Origin of the sequence: Micromonospora sp. NPDC005197 (assembly GCF_040608295.1) — a bacterium.
Taxonomy (GTDB): Bacteria; Actinomycetota; Actinomycetes; order Mycobacteriales; family Micromonosporaceae; genus Micromonospora.
Genome location: NZ_JBEXHY010000101.1, coordinates 1 through 19683 on the forward strand (window position 1 = coordinate 1; position 19683 = coordinate 19683).

Genomic DNA, 19683 nt, shown 5'->3' on the forward strand with positions numbered 1-19683 from the left:
GGTGAACTGCGGCGGCACGAAGATGACCGAGACGTCGGCCCCGGTCTCGGCCATGGCGTCCGCCACGTGGACGCGGTTGTCGCTGACGCGTCCGGCTTTTAGACATCACCGGGGTTCTGCCTTGGGATGGGTTCTCTTGTTTCTAGGCTGTTCGGCGCATCTGTAGTTCGTTCAGGGCGGGGATCGTGGGGTGGGGGACTCGCACGCCGGTGTCGGTGAAGCCCAGCCGCCGGTAGGCCCGGTAGGCGCGGTCGTTGCCGACCACCACCTCCAGCAGCAGCTCCGGTCGGCCGCAGGCCCGGGACCAGGCGGCCACCCCGTCGATCAGCTCGCCGAGCAGCCCGCTGCCCCGCCAGGCCGGCGTGACGTACACGGCGTAGATGACGGTCAGCCCCGGCTCGTTCGGCGCGACCGTGCCGCCGGCATGCCCGACCAGACGGCCCCCCGGGTCCGCGACGAACTGCGCGTTGTGGGGGCCGGCCGACGTGTACGCCACCCGCGCGGCGAACTCGCGGTGCGGTCGGGCCGCCGCGTCCGCCACGGTCTCCAGGAAGGCCAACGGCGCGTCGGCGAGCATCTCCAGGCGCAGTGCCCGCATCCGGGCGGCGTCCTCCGGCCGGACCCGGTGGATCTCGGCCTGCCGAACGGCGGCTGAGCCGATATCGGTGGTCATGTCTGCATGCCTACCACAGGGGCGGGAGCTGCCTCGGGGCGTGCCCCGCCCCGCCGCCGGGCCGCCGGGCGGCGAGCCGGGACCGGTCGTCCGTGGCCCGTTCCGGTTCGGCCCCCGGGCCTGGTCGGGTCGTCCGAGAATACGCCCGATTTGGGGTCGTGCGCGGCCGTCACTCCTCGTGTAGCGTGCGATTTCGGTCACCCTTTCAGCGGCCGTCGTCGATCGCTGAGGCGGTGGTCCGAGGGCGTCCGGCCGTGCCGCGCGCCCGGGCAGGCAACGCTGCGCAAGAGTGAGGGAAGTGCACCGTGGCACAGGGTTCCGTGAAGTGGTTCAACGCCGAAAAGGGCTACGGCTTCATCGCCGTCGACGGCGGTCAGGACGTGTTCGTCCACTTCTCCGCGATCGAGATGGACGGCTACAAGGCGCTCGACGACGGCCAGCGGGTGGAGTTCGAGATCGCCCAGGGCCAGAAGGGCCCGCAGGCGGAACACGTACGCGTCATCGCCTGAGCGAATTCCCGACCTTTTCGCTCGCGGATCACCCCCGATCGGCTGGCGGGTCGGGGCTGCGGTGCGGACGCCCACCCGGGAAGATCGTGAGCCGTTCCAGCAGATGCTGAGGAGGGTTCATGACCGACCAGTCGCCCCCACCCACCACGCCCTCCGGGCCGGGTGAGCCGGGCCCGTCCGACCCCACCTCACCCATCTCCGGCGCGGCCCCGGGCACGCCACCGGCCTCCGGCGCAGATCCCGGGCCGCCACCCGGACACGACCCCGGCCCTGCGATGCCGCCCGGATACGGCCCCGGCCCTGCGATGCCACCCGGATACGGCCCCGGCCCTGCGATGCCGCCTGGATACGGGCCGCCACCCGGCCCGATCCCCCAGGGTTGGGGGCAGGCCGGTCCGGCGGGTACGCCGGATCCCACCGCGCAGGGCGGTTGGGGTCCACCGGCTGGGCCGCCGCCCGGTTGGGATCCGGCGCAGGGCGGTTGGGGTCCGGCCGGTGCGCCGCCGCAGGGCTGGGTCTTTCCGCCCACCGGCGGCTACCCGCCGGGGTCTGGTCCCTACGGTGGGCAGCCGTGGTATCCGGGGGCGCCGGTCAGCTGGTACCCGCCAGGTCACGGGTTCGATCCGAACGACGCCCTGGTCACTCCGCCCGGTGCCGGCATCGGGGCCTGGTTCGAGCGTTGCGGGGGCGCGCTGCGCCGAAGCTGGCGGCAGTTGGTGCCGATCATGCTGCTCACGCAGGTCCTGCCGGCGGCGGTGCTCTCGGTCATCTCGCTGGGTGTGGACCCGTCGCCCGGCTGGGAGGCGCAGGCCGAGATGGATCCGGCGGCCGGGCTGCCGGACAACTTCGCCGCCACCCTGGCGACCCTCGCCGTCGTGCTGGTCGGCGGCAGCCTGCTGATCGGTCTGGTGCAGGCGGTGGGGTGGGCCGCCGGCAGTTGGGTGATCACCCAGCAGGCCACCGGGCGGCCCGCCAGCCTGGATGCGGCGCTGCGGTACGGCCTGCGCCGGGCGCTCGGCCTCTGGGGCTGGACGTTGCTGGTCAGCGTGCTCATCGGTATCGGCTTCTGCTTCTGCGTCCTGCCGGGCATCTATCTGGCGTTCGCGTTGAGCCTGGTCGGTCCGGTCTACCTGTTCGAGCGGCAGAACCCGATCGGCCGGTCGTTCGGGATGTTCCACGCCCGGCTCGGGCTGTTGCTCGGCCGGGTGGCCGTGGTGGGCGGGGCTGTGATCGTCGGCACCGTGGTTCCGGGCTTCCTGGAGTCGGTGGGCACCGGCGCGTTGGGCACGGACCCGTTCGCGTCCCCGGGCGCCGCGGTCGGGGTGGTGGCGGTGATCGGTGTCGCGGCGCTGCTGGCGCTGCCGGCCCACCTCGTCCAGTTGATCGGTCTGCTGGTCACGTACACCGAGCAGCGGGCCCATGAGGGGCCGGTGAACAGCGCCGGACTGGCGGCCGAACTCGGCTGAGCGGCGTCATCGTGCTTGCACTCGGCAGGTGAGAGTGCTAAACAAGTCATTGGCACTCGCGTACCGTGAGTGCCAACGGTCGGGACGGTGGGGCCAGGTTGCCCAGGCGTGGAGACGCCGGGGCGGCACATGGCCGGTCGTCGCGGGCTATCCGGCCCGGCCGGAGGACGTCGTCGTCGCCTGGTGGCGGCGTCCCAAGGTGCGTAAACCAGGCGGCCCATCCGGGACACACACTCGGGTGGCCGTGAGTGTCCAGGAGGACAACGCCGTATGGCAAAGATGATCGCGTTCGACGAAGAGGCGCGCCGCGGCCTCGAGCGGGGCATGAACCAGCTCGCCGACGCCGTAAAGGTGACCCTCGGCCCGAAGGGCCGCAACGTCGTGCTCGAGAAGAAGTGGGGTGCCCCCACCATCACCAACGATGGTGTGAGCATCGCCAAGGAGATCGAGCTCGAGGATCCGTACGAGAAGATCGGCGCCGAGCTGGTCAAGGAGGTCGCCAAGAAGACCGACGACGTCGCCGGTGACGGCACGACGACGGCGACCGTCCTGGCCCAGGCCCTGGTTCGCGAGGGCCTGCGCAACGTGGCCGCCGGCGCCAACCCGATGGCCCTGAAGCGGGGCATCGAGGCTGCGGTCGCGAGCGTCTCGGAGGAGCTGTCCAAGCTCGCCAAGGACGTCGAGACCAAGGAGCAGATCGCCTCCACCGCCTCCATCTCCGCTGGCGACAGCACCGTCGGCGAGATCATCGCCGAGGCGATGGACAAGGTCGGCAAGGAAGGCGTCATCACCGTCGAGGAGAGCAACACCTTCGGGCTGGAGCTGGAGCTCACCGAGGGTATGCGCTTCGACAAGGGCTACATCTCGGCCTACTTCATGACCGACCCGGAGCGCATGGAGGCCGTCTTCGACGACCCCTACCTCCTGATCGTCAACAGCAAGATCTCGTCGGTCAAGGACCTGCTTCCGATCCTGGAGAAGGTCATGCAGTCGGGCAAGTCGCTGCTGATCATCGCCGAGGACATCGAGGGCGAGGCCCTGGCCACCCTGGTCGTCAACAAGGTCCGGGGCACCTTCAAGTCCGTCGCCGTCAAGGCGCCGGGCTTCGGTGACCGCCGCAAGGCCATGCTCGCCGACATCGCCATCCTCACCGGTGGCCAGGTCATCAGCGAGGAAGTCGGCCTCAAGCTGGACGCCGTCGGCCTCGACATGCTGGGCCGCGCCCGCAAGGTCGTGGTGACCAAGGACGAGACCACCATCGTCGACGGTGCCGGCGACGCCGACCAGATCCAGGGTCGGGTCAACCAGATCCGGGCCGAGATCGACAAGAGCGACTCCGACTACGACCGCGAGAAGCTGCAGGAGCGGCTGGCCAAGCTGGCCGGTGGCGTTGCGGTGATCAAGGTCGGCGCGGCCACCGAGGTCGAGCTCAAGGAGCGCAAGCACCGCATCGAGGACGCCGTTCGCAACGCGAAGGCCGCCGTCGAGGAGGGCATCGTCCCGGGTGGTGGCGTCGCGCTGGTGCAGGCCGGCAAGACCGCCTTCGACAAGCTGGACCTGGTCGGCGACGAGGCGACCGGTGCCAACATCGTCAAGGTCGCGCTGGACGCCCCGCTGCGGCAGATCGCCGTCAACGCCGGCCTCGAGGGCGGCGTCGTGGTGGAGAAGGTCCGTAACCTCGAAGCGGGTCACGGCCTCAACGCCGCCAACGGCGAGTACGTCGACCTGCTGGCCGCGGGCATCATCGACCCGGCCAAGGTGACGCGCTCGGCGCTGCAGAACGCCGCTTCCATCGCGGCGCTGTTCCTCACCACCGAGGCCGTCGTCGCGGACAAGCCGGAGAAGAACCCGGCTGCCCCGGCGGGCCCGGGTGGCGGGGACATGGACTTCTGAGTCCAGTTCCGACACACCGAACGGGGCGGGCCGCTGACGCGGTCCGCCCCGTTCGTCGTCAGGTGGGCAGTGGGCGCTGGTTGCGGCGCTTCTGCGCCCGGTCGTACGGCGGGAGCAGCTGGATCGGCGCGTCCACCATCTCCTGCGGTTCCTCGGTCAGCCGCTCGCCGTCGGTGGTCATCTCGGCAAGTTGCTCGGCGTCGCCGTAGTCGAGCCGGTCGAACGGGAGTTGGCCGGGCAGTTCGCCGACCGGTTTCCAGGTGATCGGCGGGCCGTCCTCGGTCTGGTCGTCATCCGTGGTCATGGCTGCCTCCTCTACCGAAACGGTAGGGGGCGTCGATGGGTAATGCGGGCGAATGGACTCATGTCCCATTTGCCCTCTCACGTCACCGGTAGGGTCCGCCGGTACAGGAAGAAGACCCGCTCGATCCGCGCGCCCGCGCTGCCGGAGTAGAACGGCACCGGCCCCACCCAGCCGATCTGCGCCCGGTCCACCCCCGCCGCACGCTGGTCGCGCAGGCAGCGTCGCAGCAGCACCCCGCCGATGCCCGAACCCTCGGCGGCGGGCGCGGTGCCCATCGGCCCGAACCAACTCGGCCGGGACGACCCGTAGGCGGCGAAGCCCAGCACCTCGCCGGTCCGCTCCGCCAGGTGGCAGCCGGCCCCCGCGCGGCCCACCGACCCGGCCAGCTCGCCGTCCCAGGCGCCACCGAAGGTGGACCGGGCGAACGCGGCCAGCGCCGGCAGGTCCGCGGGCTCCGCCCGGCGTACCGTGATGCCCTGCCCAGCCAGCCGTTGCTCCGCGGCCTCCGTCGACCGCAGGGCCGGTGACTCGTCGTACGACAGGTCCGCCGTCATGTTCCAGGCGGTCCGGTCCTGGTGGTAGCCGAGCGCCAGGGCGGCGCACACCGCTGGCGTGTACCGCACGTCGATGCCCGGCCAGGCGTAGTACGGCGGGTTTCCGGCGAGCAGCACCTCGGTGACGCCGCGCTCGGCGAGTGCCTGTTCGGCCCGCGACAGCAGCGCGCGGCCCACCCCCCGGCGGCGCTGCCCGGGGAGCACAGCGACCAGGTCCACGTGCCCGATGCCCACCTCGGCCGGCGACACCGAGCAGAGCAGCACCCCGACCAGGTCGTTCCCCCGGTACGCGCCCAGCCCGACCACCGCACGGTCGGCAGCGGCCCGGGTCCACAGCACGTCCACGATGGCGGCCGCCTCGGCGGCGTCCTCGGGCAGGTCGAGCGCCTGCGCGCAGAACCGCGCCACGGTGGGCGCGAGGTCGGGGCTGAGTTCGGCGACGGTGATCTCGGCGTCCATGGTCGCCGACCCTAGATCACCTGCTGGCGGTGACCGGCCCCGCCCTCGTTCACCCCCGGGCGGCGCGAACCGCTGCGTACGCGTCGACCTGGCCGGCTCCGGTGACGTTCGCCGGGCCGCCGCAGGCGTCGGTGGGGTTGCCGGAACGGTACGTCGGCTCGGCCGGCGTCGCGGTGTCCCGCAGGATCTGCCGGGTCCTGGTCAGGTCCCCGACCAGCGCCGGGTTCGCCGACCACATGAGCGCGACCACTCCCGCCACCTGCGGGGTCGCCATCGACGTGCCGTCCAGCGCCGCGTACCCGCCGCCGGGCATGGCCGACACCACGCCCACCCCGGGCGCCAGCACGTCCGGTTTGCCCGTGCCGCCCGGCACCGGCCCGCGTGAGGAGAACTCGGCCACCCGCCGCTGCGCGTCCACCGCGCCCACGGTCAGCACGTTCGCGTACGGCGCGGGCGGATCGTCGATCGACGCGCACCACGGGCCGGTGTTGCCGGCCGCGGCGACCACGAAGATCCCGGCGGCGTCCAGCGCCGTGGTGGCCGGGAGCAGGGCCTCCCGGTCGCAGCCCTCGATCGCCGGGCAGCCCCACGAGTTGGTCAGCACCTGCGGGGCGCGCTCTGGCCGGCCGTCGGTGAACGGATCACCGCCGGCCGGGAAGGGCGCCAACATGAACTGGAGGCAGTCCAGGTAGTGCCCCGGGCTGCCCAGATTGCGGTCCAGGTTGACGCAGCCCACCCACTGCGCGTCCGGCGCCACCCCGATGCCGTCCCGCCCGACCGCGCTGCCCACCGTGTGGGTGCCGTGCCCGCCCTGGTCGTTCGGCGTCCGGGTGCCGTCCCACGGGTCGTACCAGGAGTCGTCCCCGCCACGGAACCCGGCCCGCAGCGCCGGATGGCCGCCGTCCACACCGGAGTCGGAGCTGCCGACCACGATTCCCCTGCCGGTCACCCCCAGCTGGGACCAGACGCGGTCCGCGCCGAGCTGACGGATGTTCCACTCCGGGCCGGTCGGCGCGGGCGCGGTGCCCCGGCTCTGCCCCGCCGGGGCCGGCAGCGGCCGCAGGCGCTGGCTGACCAGCACCCGAGCCACCTCGGGTCGCCGCGCGAGCCAGGCCCGTACGGCCGGTCCGCCATCCACCTCGACCGCGTTGACCAGGTAGTACGGCACCGGGTCGAGTCGTAGCCGCCCCGCTGTGCGGCGCAGGTCGGCCTGGCTGCGGTCGGCGGTGGTCACCAGCCGCCGGTAGACCTCCGCCGCCCGGGCGTCCCGTCCGGCCTGCCCGGGGGCGCCGGCCGGGATGCCGCTCAGGTCGGCCTGCTCGCGCAGCACCACCAGCAGCCGCTCCCCGTACAGGCCGGGTTGGCCGGGCCCGACGTCGACGACACCAACGGTCACCAGCAGGACCGCCGCCGCCAGCGCGGCGACCCGGCGACTCGGGGTGCGTGCCGTCGGGCGGGCCAGCAGCACCGCGTACCCGATGGCGACCAGGACCGCGACGGCGAGGCCGGCGCCGGCGGCGGTCACCACCCAGAACGGGACGTCCCGGGTGCCGATCAGCAGCAGGGTGATCTCTTCCGGGTCGGTGAAGGCCAGCGGGCCGAGCGCGGCCAGGCCCACCAGCCAGCCGGTCGCGGCCCGGCCGGCGCGTGCGGCGCCGGCCGGGTTGGCGGTGGGCCGCCAGGCCGCGGCCGGGTCGGCGGTCGGTCTCCAGGCCGCGGCATACAGCGCGGCCAGCGCGAAGCCCGTCGGCGGCAGGGTCAGCAGGGCGGGCAACTGCGCGCCGGACTGGCCCGTCCCGGCCGCGAGCAGCAGCAGCGCCACCCCGGCGACCAGGCCACCGACCAGCACCAGGCGGGCCGGTCGGGGCGGTCGGCCAACCGCGAACCGGGACCAGAAGGTGGCGTCCAACAGCGTCGCGGCCAGCACCCCGAGCGCGGCCGCCGCCAACAGCGCGAGCGTTGTCTCCAGGAGCCCGCCGAGCGCGCCCAGCCAGGCCCACGGCAGCAGCAGCGCCAACCCGGCGGCGACCGCGAGCAGCGGCACCGGCCCGGGCCGGCGCGATCCACGCTGCCCCCCGACCGGATCCGGGCCCTCGACGGCCGGCGATGCGGCGTCGACGCTCGACTCCGTGCTTTCGGCGGCCCGAGCGGGGGCGGCGTCGCCGTTCGGCGCCGCATCGCCGGTGCGGTCGCTGGCCCCCGACGCGGTGGCGTCGCCGTTCGGCGCCGCACCGCCGGTGCGGTCCCTGGGCCACGACGCGGTGGCGTCGCTGTTCGGCGCCGCACCGCCGGTGCGGTCGCCGGCCCACGACGCGGTGGCGTCGGGAGCGGCGCCGACGTCCGAGCCGGACGATCGTCGCGCCGACCAGGCCACGGTGAGCGCGCTGAGCGATGCGGCGGCGGCCAGCGCGGCGAGGTACGCCTCGTGGTGTACGGGCGGCACGATGCGCAGCAGCGTGAGCACGCCGAGGGTGAGCGCGGCGGCCAACCACACCCGCCCGGTGGCCCGGACCGTGGTCGAGCGGGGCAGTACGGCCAGCAGCAGGGCGGGCGTGCCCACCAGCACGACGGTGACCAGGCCGAGCACCGGCCAGAGCCAACCCAGCCGGTCCCGTCCGAAGCCGAGCAGCACCTGATCGGTGAGCCAGCCACCGGTCTGGGTGGCCACCGTGACCGCGACGATCCAGCAGCCGACGAACACGGCCGCGACCACCGGCCACGGGGAGCTGCGGTGGCCGAGCCCGGGATGCGCAGGTTGACCATGCATCCGGAAACCCTACGACCAGCCCGAGCAGTCTCGAATCGAAGAACCGCGCAGATCTTGGACAGTTTCCGTCAGCCGCTGACGGAAACTGTCCAAGGTCTGCGGGCGGTCGACGTGAATCGGAGGCGAGGCGGGGCGGGCGGCGAATGTCGACACGCTTCCGTGGCGGTTACGGTGGATGGGTGCGTGACCCCAACATCTCCCGATCCGTCGCCGGTCAGCTCTCGCCGGTCCGCCGTACGGCCGACCTGCGCCGACTCCGCGCCGAGCGCTTCGACGTGCTGGTCATCGGGGGCGGGGTGACCGGTGCGGGCGCCGCCCTGGACGCGGCGTCCCGAGGCCTGAAGGTGGCCCTGGTCGAGGCGCGCGATTTCGCCTCGGGCACGTCGAGCCGATCCAGCAAGCTCATCCACGGTGGGCTGCGCTACCTGGAGCAGTTGGAGTTCCACCTGGTCCACGAGGCGCTGACCGAGCGGGGCCTGCTGGCGACCCGGCTCGCGCCGCACCTGGTCCGCCCGGTGCCGTTCCTGGTGCCGCTGCCGGCCGGCCGGGGCCTGCGGGACCTGCCCGCCCGGATCTTCCGCCGCTCGTACTACGGCGCGGGCGTGGCCACGTACGACGCCTTCGCCGGTCTCTTCGGCGGTGGTCGGGGCATGCCGCTGCACCGGCACCTGACCCGGGAGGGGGCCCGGCGGATCTTCCCGAGCCTGCGGGCCGACGCGCTGGCCGGGGCGATCCGCTACTACGACGGGCAGGTCGACGACGCCCGGCTGGTCGTCACCCTGGCCCGCACCGCGGCGAGCCTCGGCGCAACCGTGGTCAGCAGCACCCGTGCCGTCGGGCTGATCCGGCAGGCGCGGGAGGTCACCGGCGTACGGGTCCGTGACCTGGAGGCGCCGGCCGGGTCCCCGGACGCCGAGTTCGAGGTGCAGGCCCGCACGGTCATCGCCGCCACCGGTGTGTGGAGCGACGACATGTCCCGGATGCTCAACGACGTGGGCCTGCGGCCCGGCGTCCGGGTGCGCGCCTCGAAGGGGGTGCACCTGGTGGTGCCCCGCTCGGCGATCACCGGCGAGACGGGGCTCATCCTGCGGACGGCACGGTCGGTGCTCTTCGTCATCCCGTGGGGCGGGCACTGGATCATCGGCACCACGGACACCGACTGGCGCCTGGACAGATCGCACCCGGCGGCCTCGGCCAGCGACATCGACTATCTGTTGGAGCAGGTCAACACCGTGCTGGACCGGCCGTTGACCACCGCCGACATCGAGGGCGTCTACGCCGGGCTGCGGCCGTTGCTGGCCGGTGAGGCCGACTCCACGTCGAAGCTCTCCCGCGAGCACGCCGTGTTCGAGCCGATGCTCGGGCTGCTGCTGGTGGCCGGCGGCAAGTACACGACGTACCGGGTGATGGCGTCCGACGTGGTCGACCGGGCCGTACGCCGGTTGGGTGGCGCCCGCGCGTCGCGTACCGCCGACCTGCCGCTGCTCGGCGCGGACGGCTACCCGGCGATGTGGCGCGACCGGGCCGACCTGGCCCGCCGGCACGGCGTGCCGGTGGGCGTGGTGGAGCACCTGCTGGAGCGGTACGGCACCCTCACGCTCGACCTGCTGGCGCTGATCGACGTCGATCCGCTGCTGGCGTCCCCGCTGGCCGGTGCTCCCGAATACCTGGCGGCGGAGGTCGCCTACGCGGCGCGGGCCGAGGGCGCGCTGCACCTGGAGGACGTGCTGACCCGACGGACCCGGATCTCCTTCGAGACCAGCCACCGTGGCCTGGAGTCGGCCGAGCACACCGCCGAGCTGATGGGTGCGGTGCTCGGGTGGGACGCGGCGAGGAGCGCCCGCGAGGTCGAGCACTACCGCGCGCGGGTGGAGGCGGAGCGGCAGTCCCAACTGATGCCGGACGACGCCGGGGCGGACGCGGCCAGACTCGGCGTACCGGACGTACGGGGTTACGCGGCGGATCGGGGTGACGACGACCAGGCGGAGCTGCGCCCCACGTCACGATGACCGAAAAGTGACGTTACCGAGTGGTAACTATCGATACCGGCCCGGATGGTGGTTTCGAACGCTACCTACGGTGGGGTAGGTTTCCGCGCGTGCTGTACCGCGCGCGCCCCCGTCTCCTCACCCCGCTGCTTGCCCTGGTGCTCGCCGTCGCCCTGGCCGGGTGTTCGCTCTTCGGCCGCGATGACGCCGAGACGCCGGTCGCCCAACCGCCGGCCGGCTCGGCGGCCGGTGTGCCGGCACCCGAGATCCCGACGACGGTCGCCGCGGGCCAGGTCAGCCTGATCCAACGGCTCGGCGCCGACGCCCCGCTGCGCACGTTGAGCGTCGAGCGGGACGGCTCGTGGCAGTGCCTCGACTGTGCCGGCGACGGAGTCACCTCCCGGGGCAGGCTGGCCGCGGAGCAGACCGAACGCCTTCAGGTGCTGCTCGCCGACCCCCGGCTCGCCGAGGAGACCGACCAGGTCCGGCGGTACCGGACCACCTGTATCGACGCGCTGACGTCCAGCCTGCTCACCTCGTCCGGGCTGATCACCTCGCAGGACTGCCCGGGTGAGGAACGCCCGGCGGTGGCGGGGGAGATCCTGTTGCTGCTCACCCAGGCGACGCCGGCCGAGGTCAAGGGCTGAAGCAGCCCCTCAGAGCACCTTGCCCGGGTTGAGCAGGCCGGCCGGGTCCAGCGCCGCCTTGATGGCCTGGTGCACCCGGACGCCGACCGGGCCGATCTCGGCTGCCAGCCAGTCCCGCTTGAGCAGCCCCACCCCGTGCTCGCCGGTGCAGGTGCCGCCCAGGTCGAGACCGAGCCGCATGATCTCGTCGAACGCCCGCCGGCCCCGCTCAACGCTCGCCGGGTCGGCGCGGTCGACGACGATGTTCGGGTGCATGTTGCCGTCCCCGGCGTGCCCCACCACACCGATCGGCACGTCGCAGTCCGCCGCGATCCGGGCCACCCCGTCCAGCAGCGCGGCGAGCGCGCCCCGCGGCACCGCCACGTCGTCGATCACCAGGCCACCGCTGCCACCGGGGTGGGTGTCGGCGGCGAACTTCTCCATCGCCGGGTGGGCGAGGCGGCGAGCCTGCAACAACGCCGCCGCCTCCACCGCGTCGGTGGCCGCGTAGACCTCCTCGGCGCCGGCCGCTTCGCACACCTGCGCCAGGGCCGCCAGGTCGTCGCCCGCCCGGCTGCCGGTGTCGGCGGCGGCCAGCAACAGGGCCTGCGCGTCGGTCCGCAGCCCCATCGGCTGGTACGCCTCGATCGCCCGCAGGTGGGTCTGATCCAGCAGTTCCAGCATGCTGGGCGTGAGGCCCCGCGCGGCGATCTGGGCCACCGCCGTGCCGGCCGCCGCCGTGGAGCCGAAGACCGCCACCAGGGTCAGCGAGTCGGCCGGGGCCGGCCGCAGCGCCACGGTCACCTCGGTGATCACCCCGAGGGTGCCCTCCGAGCCGACGAAGAGCCGCGTCAGGTCGTAGCCGGCCACCCCCTTGGCGGTACGCCGCCCGGTGCGCAGCACCTCGCCGGAGGCGAGCACCACCTCCAGGCCGAGCACGTACTCGGTCGTCACGCCGTACTTCACGCAGCACATGCCGCCGGCGTTGGTGGCCACGTTGCCGCCGATCGTGGACGACTCCCAGGAGCCGGGGTCCGGCGGGTACCAGAGACCCTGCTTGGCGACCGCCGCGGCGAGCGCGGCGTTGACCACGCCGGGCTGGACCACCGCGATACGGCCCACCGGGTCGATCTCCCGGATCTCGTCCATCGCGACGGTGCTGATCACCACCGCACCGTCCACCGCGTTCGCCGCGCCGGCCAGCCCGGTCCGCGCGCCCTGCGGCACCACCGGTACGCCGTGCCGGGCCGCCGCCCGAATCACCGCCACCACCTGCTCCGTGCTGCGCGGGCGGGTCACCACGAGGGGGACGCCGGCGGCGCAGAGGTCGGCCTCGTCGCGCTGGTGCAGGCGTAGCAGGTCCGGGTCGGTGAGCACGGCGTTCTCGCCCAGGGCGGCGCGCAGGTCGTCGAGGAGTCCGGTGGGGGCCATGCCGCCGAGGCTAGGTCGCCGACCACCGATCATCAACGCGGGCTAGCTTGGGCACCATGCTCTACCTGGACCAGCCGGCCTGGCCGTGGCGCGGTCGACTCTGGTCGCACCTGATCAGCGACGTCTCCTACGCCGAGTTGCACGCCTTCGCCGAGGCGCTGGGCGCACCCCGGCGCGGCTTCGACCGGGACCACTACGACATTCCGGCCGACCGGTTCGCGGCGGCGGTGTGGCTCGGGGCCCGGGTGGTGCCGAGCCGGGAACTCGTCCGGTTGCTGCGCGACGCCGGACTGCGTCGCCCGAAGCACCTGGTCACGCCGGGATCGTCGGCGGCCCGGTGAGTGCGGCCAGTTCACGGCGCAGGTTGTCGCGGGCCCGCTGCTCCCACCGGTCGGCGAGCGGCGGCAGCCGGAACAGCGCGGGCAGCGCCAGCAGCCCGGTGAGCACGGTGGCCCGTCCAGCTCGGAAGGCCGACTCGGGCACGTGCGCGTACTCCCGCCTGATCGCCGCCGCGTAGCGGTCGTAGGCGGCCGGCGGCCCGGCCAGCACGGCGAGGTCCGCGTCGCAGAGCAGGGCGCCGTTCCGGTCGCGGGGCGCCACGGCGTGCCCGGCGGTGAGCAGGACCAGCCGGCGCACCTCGGCCACCGCGGGCGCCGGCACTCCGAGCCCGGTGAGCAGGTTCCCGGCCAGCGCGGCGCTGTCCCGTTCGTTGGTGTCGCCCGGGGCCCGCGGGTCGTAGACCGCGTCGTGGCACCAGGCGGCCAACCGGACCAGGTCGGGCCGGTCAGCCAGCGCGGCGTGCCGGTCCACCACATCGAGGACGACGCTCAGGTGCGCCACCGTGTGGTAGTGCCGGTGCGGCTCCCGCCACCGGGCGAGCAGCTCCTCCCCGGCCCGGGTGGAGCGCTCGTCGGGTCCCGCCCCGGCGTCGCGGGCCGCCGCCCGCCACCGGTCCAGCAGATCGGCCACCGCCCGAGTCTGCCGCATCCGTGCGCCGCAGGCGGGCGGGAGGATTCAGGGGGCCCGCCACGGGTAGTCGCGCCCATGGCGGTGGCCCGGGACAGAAGACCTCCGATGGTGCGGCGTACCCCGCTGCGTGAGGGCCTGGTGGACGTCGACGGGGCGCGCATCGCCGAGGCCACCGAGCAACTGCGGCACCGCGGCCGGGCCACCCTGCACGACCGGCTGCACCGGGTGCGGATGGCGGGTGGGTTGGCCGTCCAGGCCGGGTTGGCGGCCGGTCTGGCGTACCTCATCTCGCACAAGGTGCTCGGCAATCCGCAACCGGTCTTCGCGCCGATCTCCGCGGTCGGCACGCTTGCCGCGTCGGTCGGGCAGCGGTTCCGCCGGACCGTTGAGCTGATCGTCGGGGTGGGCGTCGGGGTGTTCGTCGGCGACCTCCTGATCTATTTCCTCGGCACCGGCGCGTGGCAGCTCGGCCTGGTGGTCACGGTGGCGATCCTGCTCACCATCTTCGCCGGGGCGAGCGTGGCCATCGTCATCCAGGCGGCGGCCACGGCGGTGCTGATCGTGACGTTGAGCCCGTCCACCCAGAACCTGGAGATCCCGCGCTTCGTCGACGCGTTTCTCGGCGGCGGCATCGCGTTGCTGGTGACGGCGGTCCTGTTGCCGCTGAACCCGCTCCGGGTGATCAACCGGGCGGCCCGCCCGGCGCTGGACCTGCTCGCCGCCCAGCTCGACGCCACCGCCGACGGGCTGCGCGACCGGGACCGGGCCGGCATCCAGCGGGCGCTGGAGCGGCTGCGCAACAACAAGGACGAGCTGGCCACCCTGGGCGAGGCGATCGAGGGCGCGAAGGAGACGGCCACCCTGTCGCCGGCCCGCTGGCACCGCCGCGGCGAGCTGATCCACTACGCGGAGGCGGCCGACCCGATCGACCGCGCGATGCGCAACAGCGGCACGCTGATCCGCCGGTCCGTCACCCTGATCGAGGACGACGAGCCGGTGCCGGACCCGATGCCGGACGCGATCCGCCACCTCGCCGAGTCGGTCCGGCTGCTCAAGCACGAGTTCGCGGCGGGCGAGGAGCCGCAGAAGGCACGGGAGCGCTCGCTGCGGGCCGTCAGCGAGGCCGGCCGGGCGTACGGGGCGGGAGTCGGCTTCTCCGGCAGTGTCGTGATCGCCCAGATCCGGACCACGGCGAGTGACCTGCTGGTGGCCTCCGGTGTCGAGCAGGAGGAGGCGAACCGGTGGATCCGGACGGCCTTCGGGGAGCAGGAACGGCCGGTCGGCGAACCGGCCGAGCCGGGCGAGGCGCCGAAGCCACCCACCGCCCCGCCCGTCGGCTGAGCGCGAGCAGCAGGCGCACGGTCCGGGCCTCAGCCCCGCTCGACTCAGCTCAGCTCGGCGAGCGCGGCGAGCAGCCGGTCGACCTGGGCCGTGGTGCTGCCGATGAGCACACCCGCGCCGAACGGGGCGTACAGCTTGTGGCCGGAGACGGCCAGGTAGTCCACGTCGAGCGTGTGCAGGTCGACCGGGGCGTGCGGCGCGAGCTGTGCGGCGTCGAGGACGATCCGGGCGTTGTGCCGGTGGGCCACCCGGGCCAGCTCGGCGACCGGCCACAGCTCCCCGGTCACGTTGCTCGCCCCGGTCACGGCGACCAGCACCGGCAGCGCGGGGTTGCTGTCGCGGCGCAGCTCGGTGAGGGCGGCGGCGAGAGCGCGTACCGCCCCGGCCGGGTCGGCGGGTACCGACAGGCGCACCGAGCCGCGGGGCCAGGGCAGCAGGTTGGCGTGGTGCTCGCCCGCGAAGGTGACGACTGTCGTGCCGACGGGCAGCGCCCGGGCCAGCAGGTTGAGAGCGTCTGTGGTGTTCCGAGTGAAGATCACGTGGTCGTCGGCGCGGGCGCCGAAAAAGTCGCCGACCGTCTGCCGGGCCCGCTCGTAGGCCAGGGTGCAGCGCCGCGACAGCGCTCCCGCGCCGCGGTGCACGCTGGCGTACCAGGGAAGCAGTTCGGTCACCGCGTCGGCCGCGGCCCGCGCGCACGGCGCGGTGGCCGCGTAGTCGAGGTTGATCTCGCCGGGTACGCCGAGCACGTCGAGCGGCGCCAACGGGCTGGGCGCGACGGTGGGCAGGGCGGGCAGCGAGGGTACGAGGGTGACGGACACGCCGGAACCTCCGGGGTCAGGGACCCCGGGTGCGGTGTCGGGACGGGGTCCGCGCTTGCCCAGCACGCCGATCGGGCTGGGCCCGGTCATCACCCGGGGCACCCCACCGCGAACTCGACGAGGGTTGCCGGCCAGCAAGCCGGGGCTTCACGCTGGCGCTCGTGACCTGCCGGCAGCATAGCGGCTGTGGATGCGACCGGACCAGCCGGCGGGGGATGGCTACGCTGACCGCATGGCCGACACCCCGCCCGGTGCACCCCTGCCGTCGCCGCCCACGCCCGCCGATCCGGCTGTCGTCGCGGCGCCCCGGATGCCGCCGCGCCGACTGGTTTGGCTGCGGTTCCTGGTGCTGGCCGGGGTGGTGCTGTTCATCGCGGCGTGCGCGGTCTTCATGGTCATCACCCTCGGCCAGTCGCTGGGCCTCGACGCGCTGCTCATCGGGGTGGTCGCCGCGATCCTGCCGGTGCCGGTGCTGGTCGCCTGCTTCCTCTGGCTCGACCGGTACGAGCCGGAACCGCTGAAATACCTGATCTTCTGCTTCGCCTGGGGCGCGTTCGTCTCCACCGCCGCCTCGCTGAAGGTGAACGAGTTCGCCGCCGGGCGGTTCGCCGACTGGGGGCTGCCGGAGGCGCTGACCGGCGTGCTGGTGGCGCCGTTCATCGAGGAGCTGACCAAGGCCCTCGGTCCGATCCTGCTGCTGGTGTTCCGGCGTCGGGAGTGGTCCGGCATCACCGACGGCCTGGTCTACTGCGGGCTCTCCGCGGTCGGCTTCGCGATGGTGGAGAACATCCTCTACCTGGGCGGGTACGGCTATGCGGCTGGCGCCGACCGGTACGGCCCGGCGACCGGCACCCAGCAGGTGATCGCCATCTTCATCGTGCGGATCCTCCTGTTCGGGTTCGCCCATCCGCTCTTCACCTCGATGACAGGTGTCGGGCTCGGTGTCGCCTCGCGCACGGCCGACCGGCGGGTCCGCGTGCTCGCCCCCATCGCCGGCCTGCTGCTGGCGATGATGCTGCACGGCACGTGGAACCTGCTGCCGACGTTGACCCAGGCCACCGGCGAAGCGGTGATCATGCTGTACGGCTTCCTGGGCCTGATGGTGCCGGTGTTCTTCGGCACGGTCGGGCTGGCCGTGTGGCTGCGCGCCTGGGAGGGGCGGCTCACCGAGCGGACCCTGCCCGACTACGTGCGCGCCGGCTGGCTGAGCCCGCCCGAGGTGGCCGCCCTGAGCAGCCTGGGCCGCCGGCACGCGGCCCGCAGCTGGGCACGCCGGGTCGCCGGCGACGCCGGGGTGCGGGCGATGCGCGGGTACCAGCTCGCCGCGACGCGGCTGGCCCTGCTGCGCGACGGGACGCTTCGTGGTCTGGACCGTAAGCCCGCCGACCGGGAGCGGGCGGTTGCCGAGGAACGGCAACTGCTGGAGGCCATCACCGCGCACCGGTCGTTCTTCGTGGGGCGTGACCCGCAGGCGCCGGTGGGTGTCTGGGACGGCAGCCGCTACCACCTGCGCTTCCCGGACGGTACGCAGCGGCCGGTGGAAGCGCCCGACGAGCCGGTCGTGCCGATCCCGGTGGTGCTCGCCCCGCCGCCGCCCCCCATGGGCTACGCGCCGCCCGGTTGGCACGGCCTGCGCCCCCCGGCGCCGTGGCCGCCCGGTCACTCCTGACGGGCGCTGGCGGGGGTCAGGTCATCAGGGTGGTGAGGAAGTCACCGAGCCCCTGCGCCATCGCCATCAGCGCGGCTCCGATCCCCTTGAACATCTGCGCGGCCCCGTCCGGCCGGAACGCCATGAAGTAGATCAGGAACGCGACGCTGCCCCAGGCCAGCAGTTTCTTCACGAATACCGGCATCGTCCCTCCCCAGGGCCCACGGTCGCCGGCTGGCTTCCCACGCCACGGGCTGGCAAACGGCGCGGTGGCGCCCGCTGGCCAGGGGAGGTGCGTCAGAGATAGAGGCCGGTGGAGTCGTTCTCGACCCGCTCGGCGGCCACGGCGTGCACGTCGCGTTCCCGCAACAGCACGTACCCGCGGCCGTGCAGCTCGACCTCGGAACGCTCGTCCGGGTCGAAGAGCACCCGGTCGCCGGAGACGATGGCGCGGACGTTCGGCCCCACGCCGACGGCGGTGGCCCACGCGAGGCGCTTGCCGACCGCGGCGGTAGCCGGGATGACGATGCCAGCGGTCGAACGGCGCTCGCCCTCGCTGCCGTCCATCCGTACCAGCACGCGGTCGTGCAGCAGGCGGATCGGCAGGCCGGAGTCGAAATCCTGGTCGGCGGTCACGGGGCAGACGCTACCGTGTCGCGAGGGACCGGCCGCCGGTGGTTACGTCCCTGGCCGTCCGGGCATTGTGTGGCGGAACTGCCCTACGGTGTGGGGAACGGACGTATGCTGTCCGACCTGTCGCCGTGGGCGGACGACTCTTCTGCCAGGAGGTGCGCTTGAGCCGCTTCGAGCGGGTACGCGGGCGGCTGCGCCGCGCCTACCGGTCAGGACAGGAGTCGGTTCGCGCGGCTCAGGAGACGCCGAGCGACGCGCCGGAGACGGCCGGGGTGGCCTCGCCGGCCGTTCCCGGGCCCGCCGCTCCGGCGAAGGCCACGGTCGTCGGCGCGGAGCCTCCGGTGGACCTGCACAGCTCGACGTCCAGCCGGGACGACGCCGACGTGCCGCACGGGCTGCGGATCGCCGCCGCCTGGTGCTGGCGGCTGATCGTGATCGGCGTGGTGGCGTGGGCGCTGCTCCGGATCGTCGGCACGGTCCGGATCGTGATCATCCCGCTGGCCATCGCGTTGCTGCTCTCGGCGTTGCTCGCGCCGGCCGTGGGTTGGCTGCTGCGGGCCCGGTTGCCCCGTTCGCTGGCGACGGCCGTGGTGCTGGTCGGCGGTCTGGCGGGCGTCATCGGCACGCTGACCCTGGTGGTGAACGAGTTCATCCAGGGCGTACCGGAGCTGAGCGAGAAGTCCTCGCAGGGCGTCCGGCAGATCCAGAACTGGCTGAAGACCGGCCCGTTGCACCTGTCCGACACCCAGCTCGACCGCTACATCAACGAGGCGCAGGGCTGGATCAACGACAACACCTCGAAGTTCACCAGCGGCGCGCTGAGCACCGCGGCGACGCTGGCGGAGGTGCTGACCGGCACGCTGCTGGTGCTGTTCGCGACGTTCTTCTTCCTGCGCGACGGCAACAAGATCTGGCGTTTCCTCGTCCGGCTGCTGCCGGTGGCCGCCCGGTGGAAGGTCGACGACGCCGGCCGCGCCGCCTGGCAGACCCTCGTCGCGTACGTCCGCGCGACCGTGCTGGTCGCCTTCATCGACGCGGTCGGCATCGGCATCTTCCTGGTCATCTTCGACGTGCCGTTCGCCTTCCCGCTGGCGGCCCTGGTGTTCCTCGGCGCGTTCATCCCGATCGTCGGCGCGGCGCTCTCCGGTGGGGTGGCGGTGCTGGTGGCGCTTGTCGACAGCGGGCCGGTAACCGCGCTGATCATCCTGGGTGCGGTTATCGGTGTGCAGCAGGTGGAGGGCCACATCCTCCAGCCCCTCATCATGGGCCGGGCGGTGGCCATCCACCCGCTCGCGGTGATCATCGGGATCGCGGCCGGCGTGGTGCTCGCGGGCATCACCGGCGCGCTGGTCTCCGTGCCGCTGATCGCGGTGCTGAACACCGCCGTACGCCGACTGGCCGCCCGCACGGTCCCGGACACCCCACCCGACGCCGTCGTCGTCGCCGCGCAGGCCCCCTGACCGCACGAGCGGCGCGCCTCCCGCGCCATGATCACGCACGATCGTTGATGTCAACGCTGTTGCGTTTGGCGATCGGGACTTGAGTCAAGGGCTTTGGAGACGCGAACGGGACTTCTGATAGATCAGCTTGTGTCGAGCAAGGTG

Annotated in this window: 18 protein-coding genes and 1 riboswitch; of the genes, 9 read left to right on the forward strand and 9 right to left on the reverse strand. The window is 73.3% G+C overall.

The features are described 5' to 3' along the window. Nucleotides 1-142: 142 nt before the first annotated feature. The gene (locus ABZU46_RS24685) at nucleotides 143-673 is read right to left on the reverse strand and encodes a GNAT family N-acetyltransferase (RefSeq protein ID WP_354861453.1); all 531 of its coding nucleotides are present in this window, start codon (nucleotides 671-673) and stop codon (nucleotides 143-145) included. A gap of 305 nt (nucleotides 674-978) precedes the next feature. Here ABZU46_RS24685 and ABZU46_RS24690 point away from each other — a divergent pair, with 305 nt between their 5' ends. The 3 genes from ABZU46_RS24690 (at nucleotide 979) to groL (ending at nucleotide 4541) form a co-directional block, all read left to right on the forward strand. Next, nucleotides 979-1182, forward strand: a complete 204-nt coding sequence (locus ABZU46_RS24690) for a cold-shock protein (protein ID WP_088950422.1) — start codon at nucleotides 979-981, stop codon at nucleotides 1180-1182. 335 nt (nucleotides 1183-1517) lie between these two features. Continuing rightward, nucleotides 1518-2648, forward strand: a complete 1131-nt coding sequence (locus ABZU46_RS24695; RefSeq protein ID WP_354861455.1) for a hypothetical protein — start codon at nucleotides 1518-1520, stop codon at nucleotides 2646-2648. A 270-nt stretch (nucleotides 2649-2918) separates the two neighbouring features. Next, nucleotides 2919-4541: a chaperonin GroEL gene (gene groL, locus ABZU46_RS24700; RefSeq protein WP_354861457.1), complete on the forward strand. Its 1623-nt coding sequence runs from the start codon at nucleotides 2919-2921 to the stop codon at nucleotides 4539-4541. Nucleotides 4542-4599: 58 nt separating this feature from the next. Here groL and ABZU46_RS24705 read toward each other — a convergent pair whose 3' ends face one another. The 3 genes from ABZU46_RS24705 to ABZU46_RS24715 form a co-directional block, all read right to left on the reverse strand. After that, the gene (locus ABZU46_RS24705) at nucleotides 4600-4845 is read right to left on the reverse strand and encodes a hypothetical protein (protein ID WP_354861458.1); all 246 of its coding nucleotides are present in this window, start codon (nucleotides 4843-4845) and stop codon (nucleotides 4600-4602) included. Nucleotides 4846-4922: 77 nt separating this feature from the next. After that, on the reverse strand, nucleotides 4923-5858 hold the full coding sequence (locus tag ABZU46_RS24710; RefSeq protein WP_354861460.1) for a GNAT family N-acetyltransferase: 936 nt from the start codon (nucleotides 5856-5858) through the stop codon (nucleotides 4923-4925). A 49-nt stretch (nucleotides 5859-5907) separates the two neighbouring features. Continuing rightward, the gene (locus tag ABZU46_RS24715; protein ID WP_354861462.1) at nucleotides 5908-8625 is read right to left on the reverse strand and encodes a S8 family serine peptidase; all 2718 of its coding nucleotides are present in this window, start codon (nucleotides 8623-8625) and stop codon (nucleotides 5908-5910) included. Nucleotides 8626-8819: 194 nt separating this feature from the next. On the opposite strand from ABZU46_RS24715, the gene ABZU46_RS24720 reads away from it, so the two are divergent. Further along, nucleotides 8820-10634, forward strand: coding sequence for a glycerol-3-phosphate dehydrogenase/oxidase (locus ABZU46_RS24720; RefSeq protein WP_354861477.1), 1815 nt, complete (start codon nucleotides 8820-8822; stop codon nucleotides 10632-10634). 89 nt (nucleotides 10635-10723) lie between these two features. After that, a complete protein-coding gene (locus tag ABZU46_RS24725; protein WP_354861463.1) occupies nucleotides 10724-11260 on the forward strand; it encodes a hypothetical protein in 537 nt (178 codons plus the stop codon). A gap of 9 nt (nucleotides 11261-11269) precedes the next feature. Here the strand turns inward: ABZU46_RS24725 and ABZU46_RS24730 are convergent, their stop codons facing one another. After that, on the reverse strand, nucleotides 11270-12670 hold the full coding sequence (locus tag ABZU46_RS24730; protein ID WP_354861465.1) for an FAD-linked oxidase C-terminal domain-containing protein: 1401 nt from the start codon (nucleotides 12668-12670) through the stop codon (nucleotides 11270-11272). Between the two features lie 56 nt (nucleotides 12671-12726). Between ABZU46_RS24730 and ABZU46_RS24735 the strand changes: the two genes are divergently transcribed. Then, a complete protein-coding gene (locus tag ABZU46_RS24735; protein ID WP_354861467.1) occupies nucleotides 12727-13011 on the forward strand; it encodes a DUF4031 domain-containing protein in 285 nt (94 codons plus the stop codon). Here ABZU46_RS24735 and ABZU46_RS24740 read toward each other — a convergent pair. Beyond that, nucleotides 12983-13639: a metal-dependent phosphohydrolase gene (locus ABZU46_RS24740; protein ID WP_354861468.1), complete on the reverse strand. Its 657-nt coding sequence runs from the start codon at nucleotides 13637-13639 to the stop codon at nucleotides 12983-12985. The two genes, ABZU46_RS24735 and ABZU46_RS24740, sit on opposite strands and share 29 nt — an antisense overlap. A gap of 105 nt (nucleotides 13640-13744) precedes the next feature. On the opposite strand from ABZU46_RS24740, the gene ABZU46_RS24745 reads away from it, so the two are divergent. Further along, nucleotides 13745-14980 (forward strand): FUSC family protein, encoded by a 1236-nt coding sequence (locus ABZU46_RS24745; RefSeq protein WP_354861470.1) that lies wholly within the window; start codon nucleotides 13745-13747, stop codon nucleotides 14978-14980. 44 nt (nucleotides 14981-15024) lie between these two features. Here ABZU46_RS24745 and ABZU46_RS24750 read toward each other — a convergent pair whose 3' ends face one another. Beyond that, complete coding sequence (locus ABZU46_RS24750) at nucleotides 15025-15765, reverse strand: aminotransferase class V-fold PLP-dependent enzyme (RefSeq protein ID WP_354861479.1); 741 nt, start codon at nucleotides 15763-15765, stop codon at nucleotides 15025-15027. Nucleotides 15766-15844: 79 nt separating this feature from the next. After that, nucleotides 15845-15965: riboswitch (SAM riboswitch) on the reverse strand. Nucleotides 15966-15988: 23 nt separating this feature from the next. Here ABZU46_RS24750 and ABZU46_RS24755 point away from each other — a divergent pair. Next, complete coding sequence (locus ABZU46_RS24755; protein WP_354861471.1) at nucleotides 15989-17467, forward strand: PrsW family intramembrane metalloprotease; 1479 nt, start codon at nucleotides 15989-15991, stop codon at nucleotides 17465-17467. 16 nt (nucleotides 17468-17483) lie between these two features. Here the strand turns inward: ABZU46_RS24755 and ABZU46_RS24760 are convergent, their stop codons facing one another. Both ABZU46_RS24760 and ABZU46_RS24765 read right to left on the reverse strand, forming a co-directional pair. After that, nucleotides 17484-17651 carry a hypothetical protein gene (locus ABZU46_RS24760; protein WP_354861473.1) on the reverse strand — a complete coding sequence of 56 codons (168 nt, stop codon included), beginning with the start codon at nucleotides 17649-17651 and terminating at the stop codon, nucleotides 17484-17486. A 92-nt stretch (nucleotides 17652-17743) separates the two neighbouring features. Then, entirely contained in the window at nucleotides 17744-18082 is a 339-nt protein-coding gene (locus ABZU46_RS24765) for a co-chaperone GroES (protein ID WP_354861475.1), read from the reverse strand. Between the two features lie 158 nt (nucleotides 18083-18240). On the opposite strand from ABZU46_RS24765, the gene ABZU46_RS24770 reads away from it, so the two are divergent. Then, entirely contained in the window at nucleotides 18241-19539 is a 1299-nt protein-coding gene (locus tag ABZU46_RS24770; RefSeq protein WP_354861476.1) for an AI-2E family transporter, read from the forward strand. Nucleotides 19540-19683 lie beyond the last annotated feature (144 nt).

What these genes read in the sequence shown, in the direction of transcription:
- groL (WP_354861457.1), top strand. Translation starts at nt 2,919, where the DNA reads ATGGCAAAGATGATCGCGTTCGACGAAGAGGCGCGCCGCGGCCTCGAG.
- ABZU46_RS24755 (WP_354861471.1), top strand. Translation starts at nt 15,989, where the DNA reads ATGCGACCGGACCAGCCGGCGGGGGATGGCTACGCTGACCGCATGGCC.
- ABZU46_RS24735 (WP_354861467.1), top strand. Translation starts at nt 12,727, where the DNA reads ATGCTCTACCTGGACCAGCCGGCCTGGCCGTGGCGCGGTCGACTCTGG.
- ABZU46_RS24715 (WP_354861462.1), bottom strand. Translation starts at nt 8,625, where the DNA reads ATGCATGGTCAACCTGCGCATCCCGGGCTCGGCCACCGCAGCTCCCCG.
- ABZU46_RS24685 (WP_354861453.1), bottom strand. Translation starts at nt 673, where the DNA reads ATGACCACCGATATCGGCTCAGCCGCCGTTCGGCAGGCCGAGATCCAC.
- ABZU46_RS24730 (WP_354861465.1), bottom strand. Translation starts at nt 12,670, where the DNA reads ATGGCCCCCACCGGACTCCTCGACGACCTGCGCGCCGCCCTGGGCGAG.
- ABZU46_RS24695 (WP_354861455.1), top strand. Translation starts at nt 1,518, where the DNA reads ATGCCGCCTGGATACGGGCCGCCACCCGGCCCGATCCCCCAGGGTTGG.
- ABZU46_RS24710 (WP_354861460.1), bottom strand. Translation starts at nt 5,858, where the DNA reads ATGGACGCCGAGATCACCGTCGCCGAACTCAGCCCCGACCTCGCGCCC.
- ABZU46_RS24745 (WP_354861470.1), top strand. Translation starts at nt 13,745, where the DNA reads ATGGTGCGGCGTACCCCGCTGCGTGAGGGCCTGGTGGACGTCGACGGG.
- ABZU46_RS24705 (WP_354861458.1), bottom strand. Translation starts at nt 4,845, where the DNA reads ATGACCACGGATGACGACCAGACCGAGGACGGCCCGCCGATCACCTGG.
- ABZU46_RS24760 (WP_354861473.1), bottom strand. Translation starts at nt 17,651, where the DNA reads ATGCCGGTATTCGTGAAGAAACTGCTGGCCTGGGGCAGCGTCGCGTTC.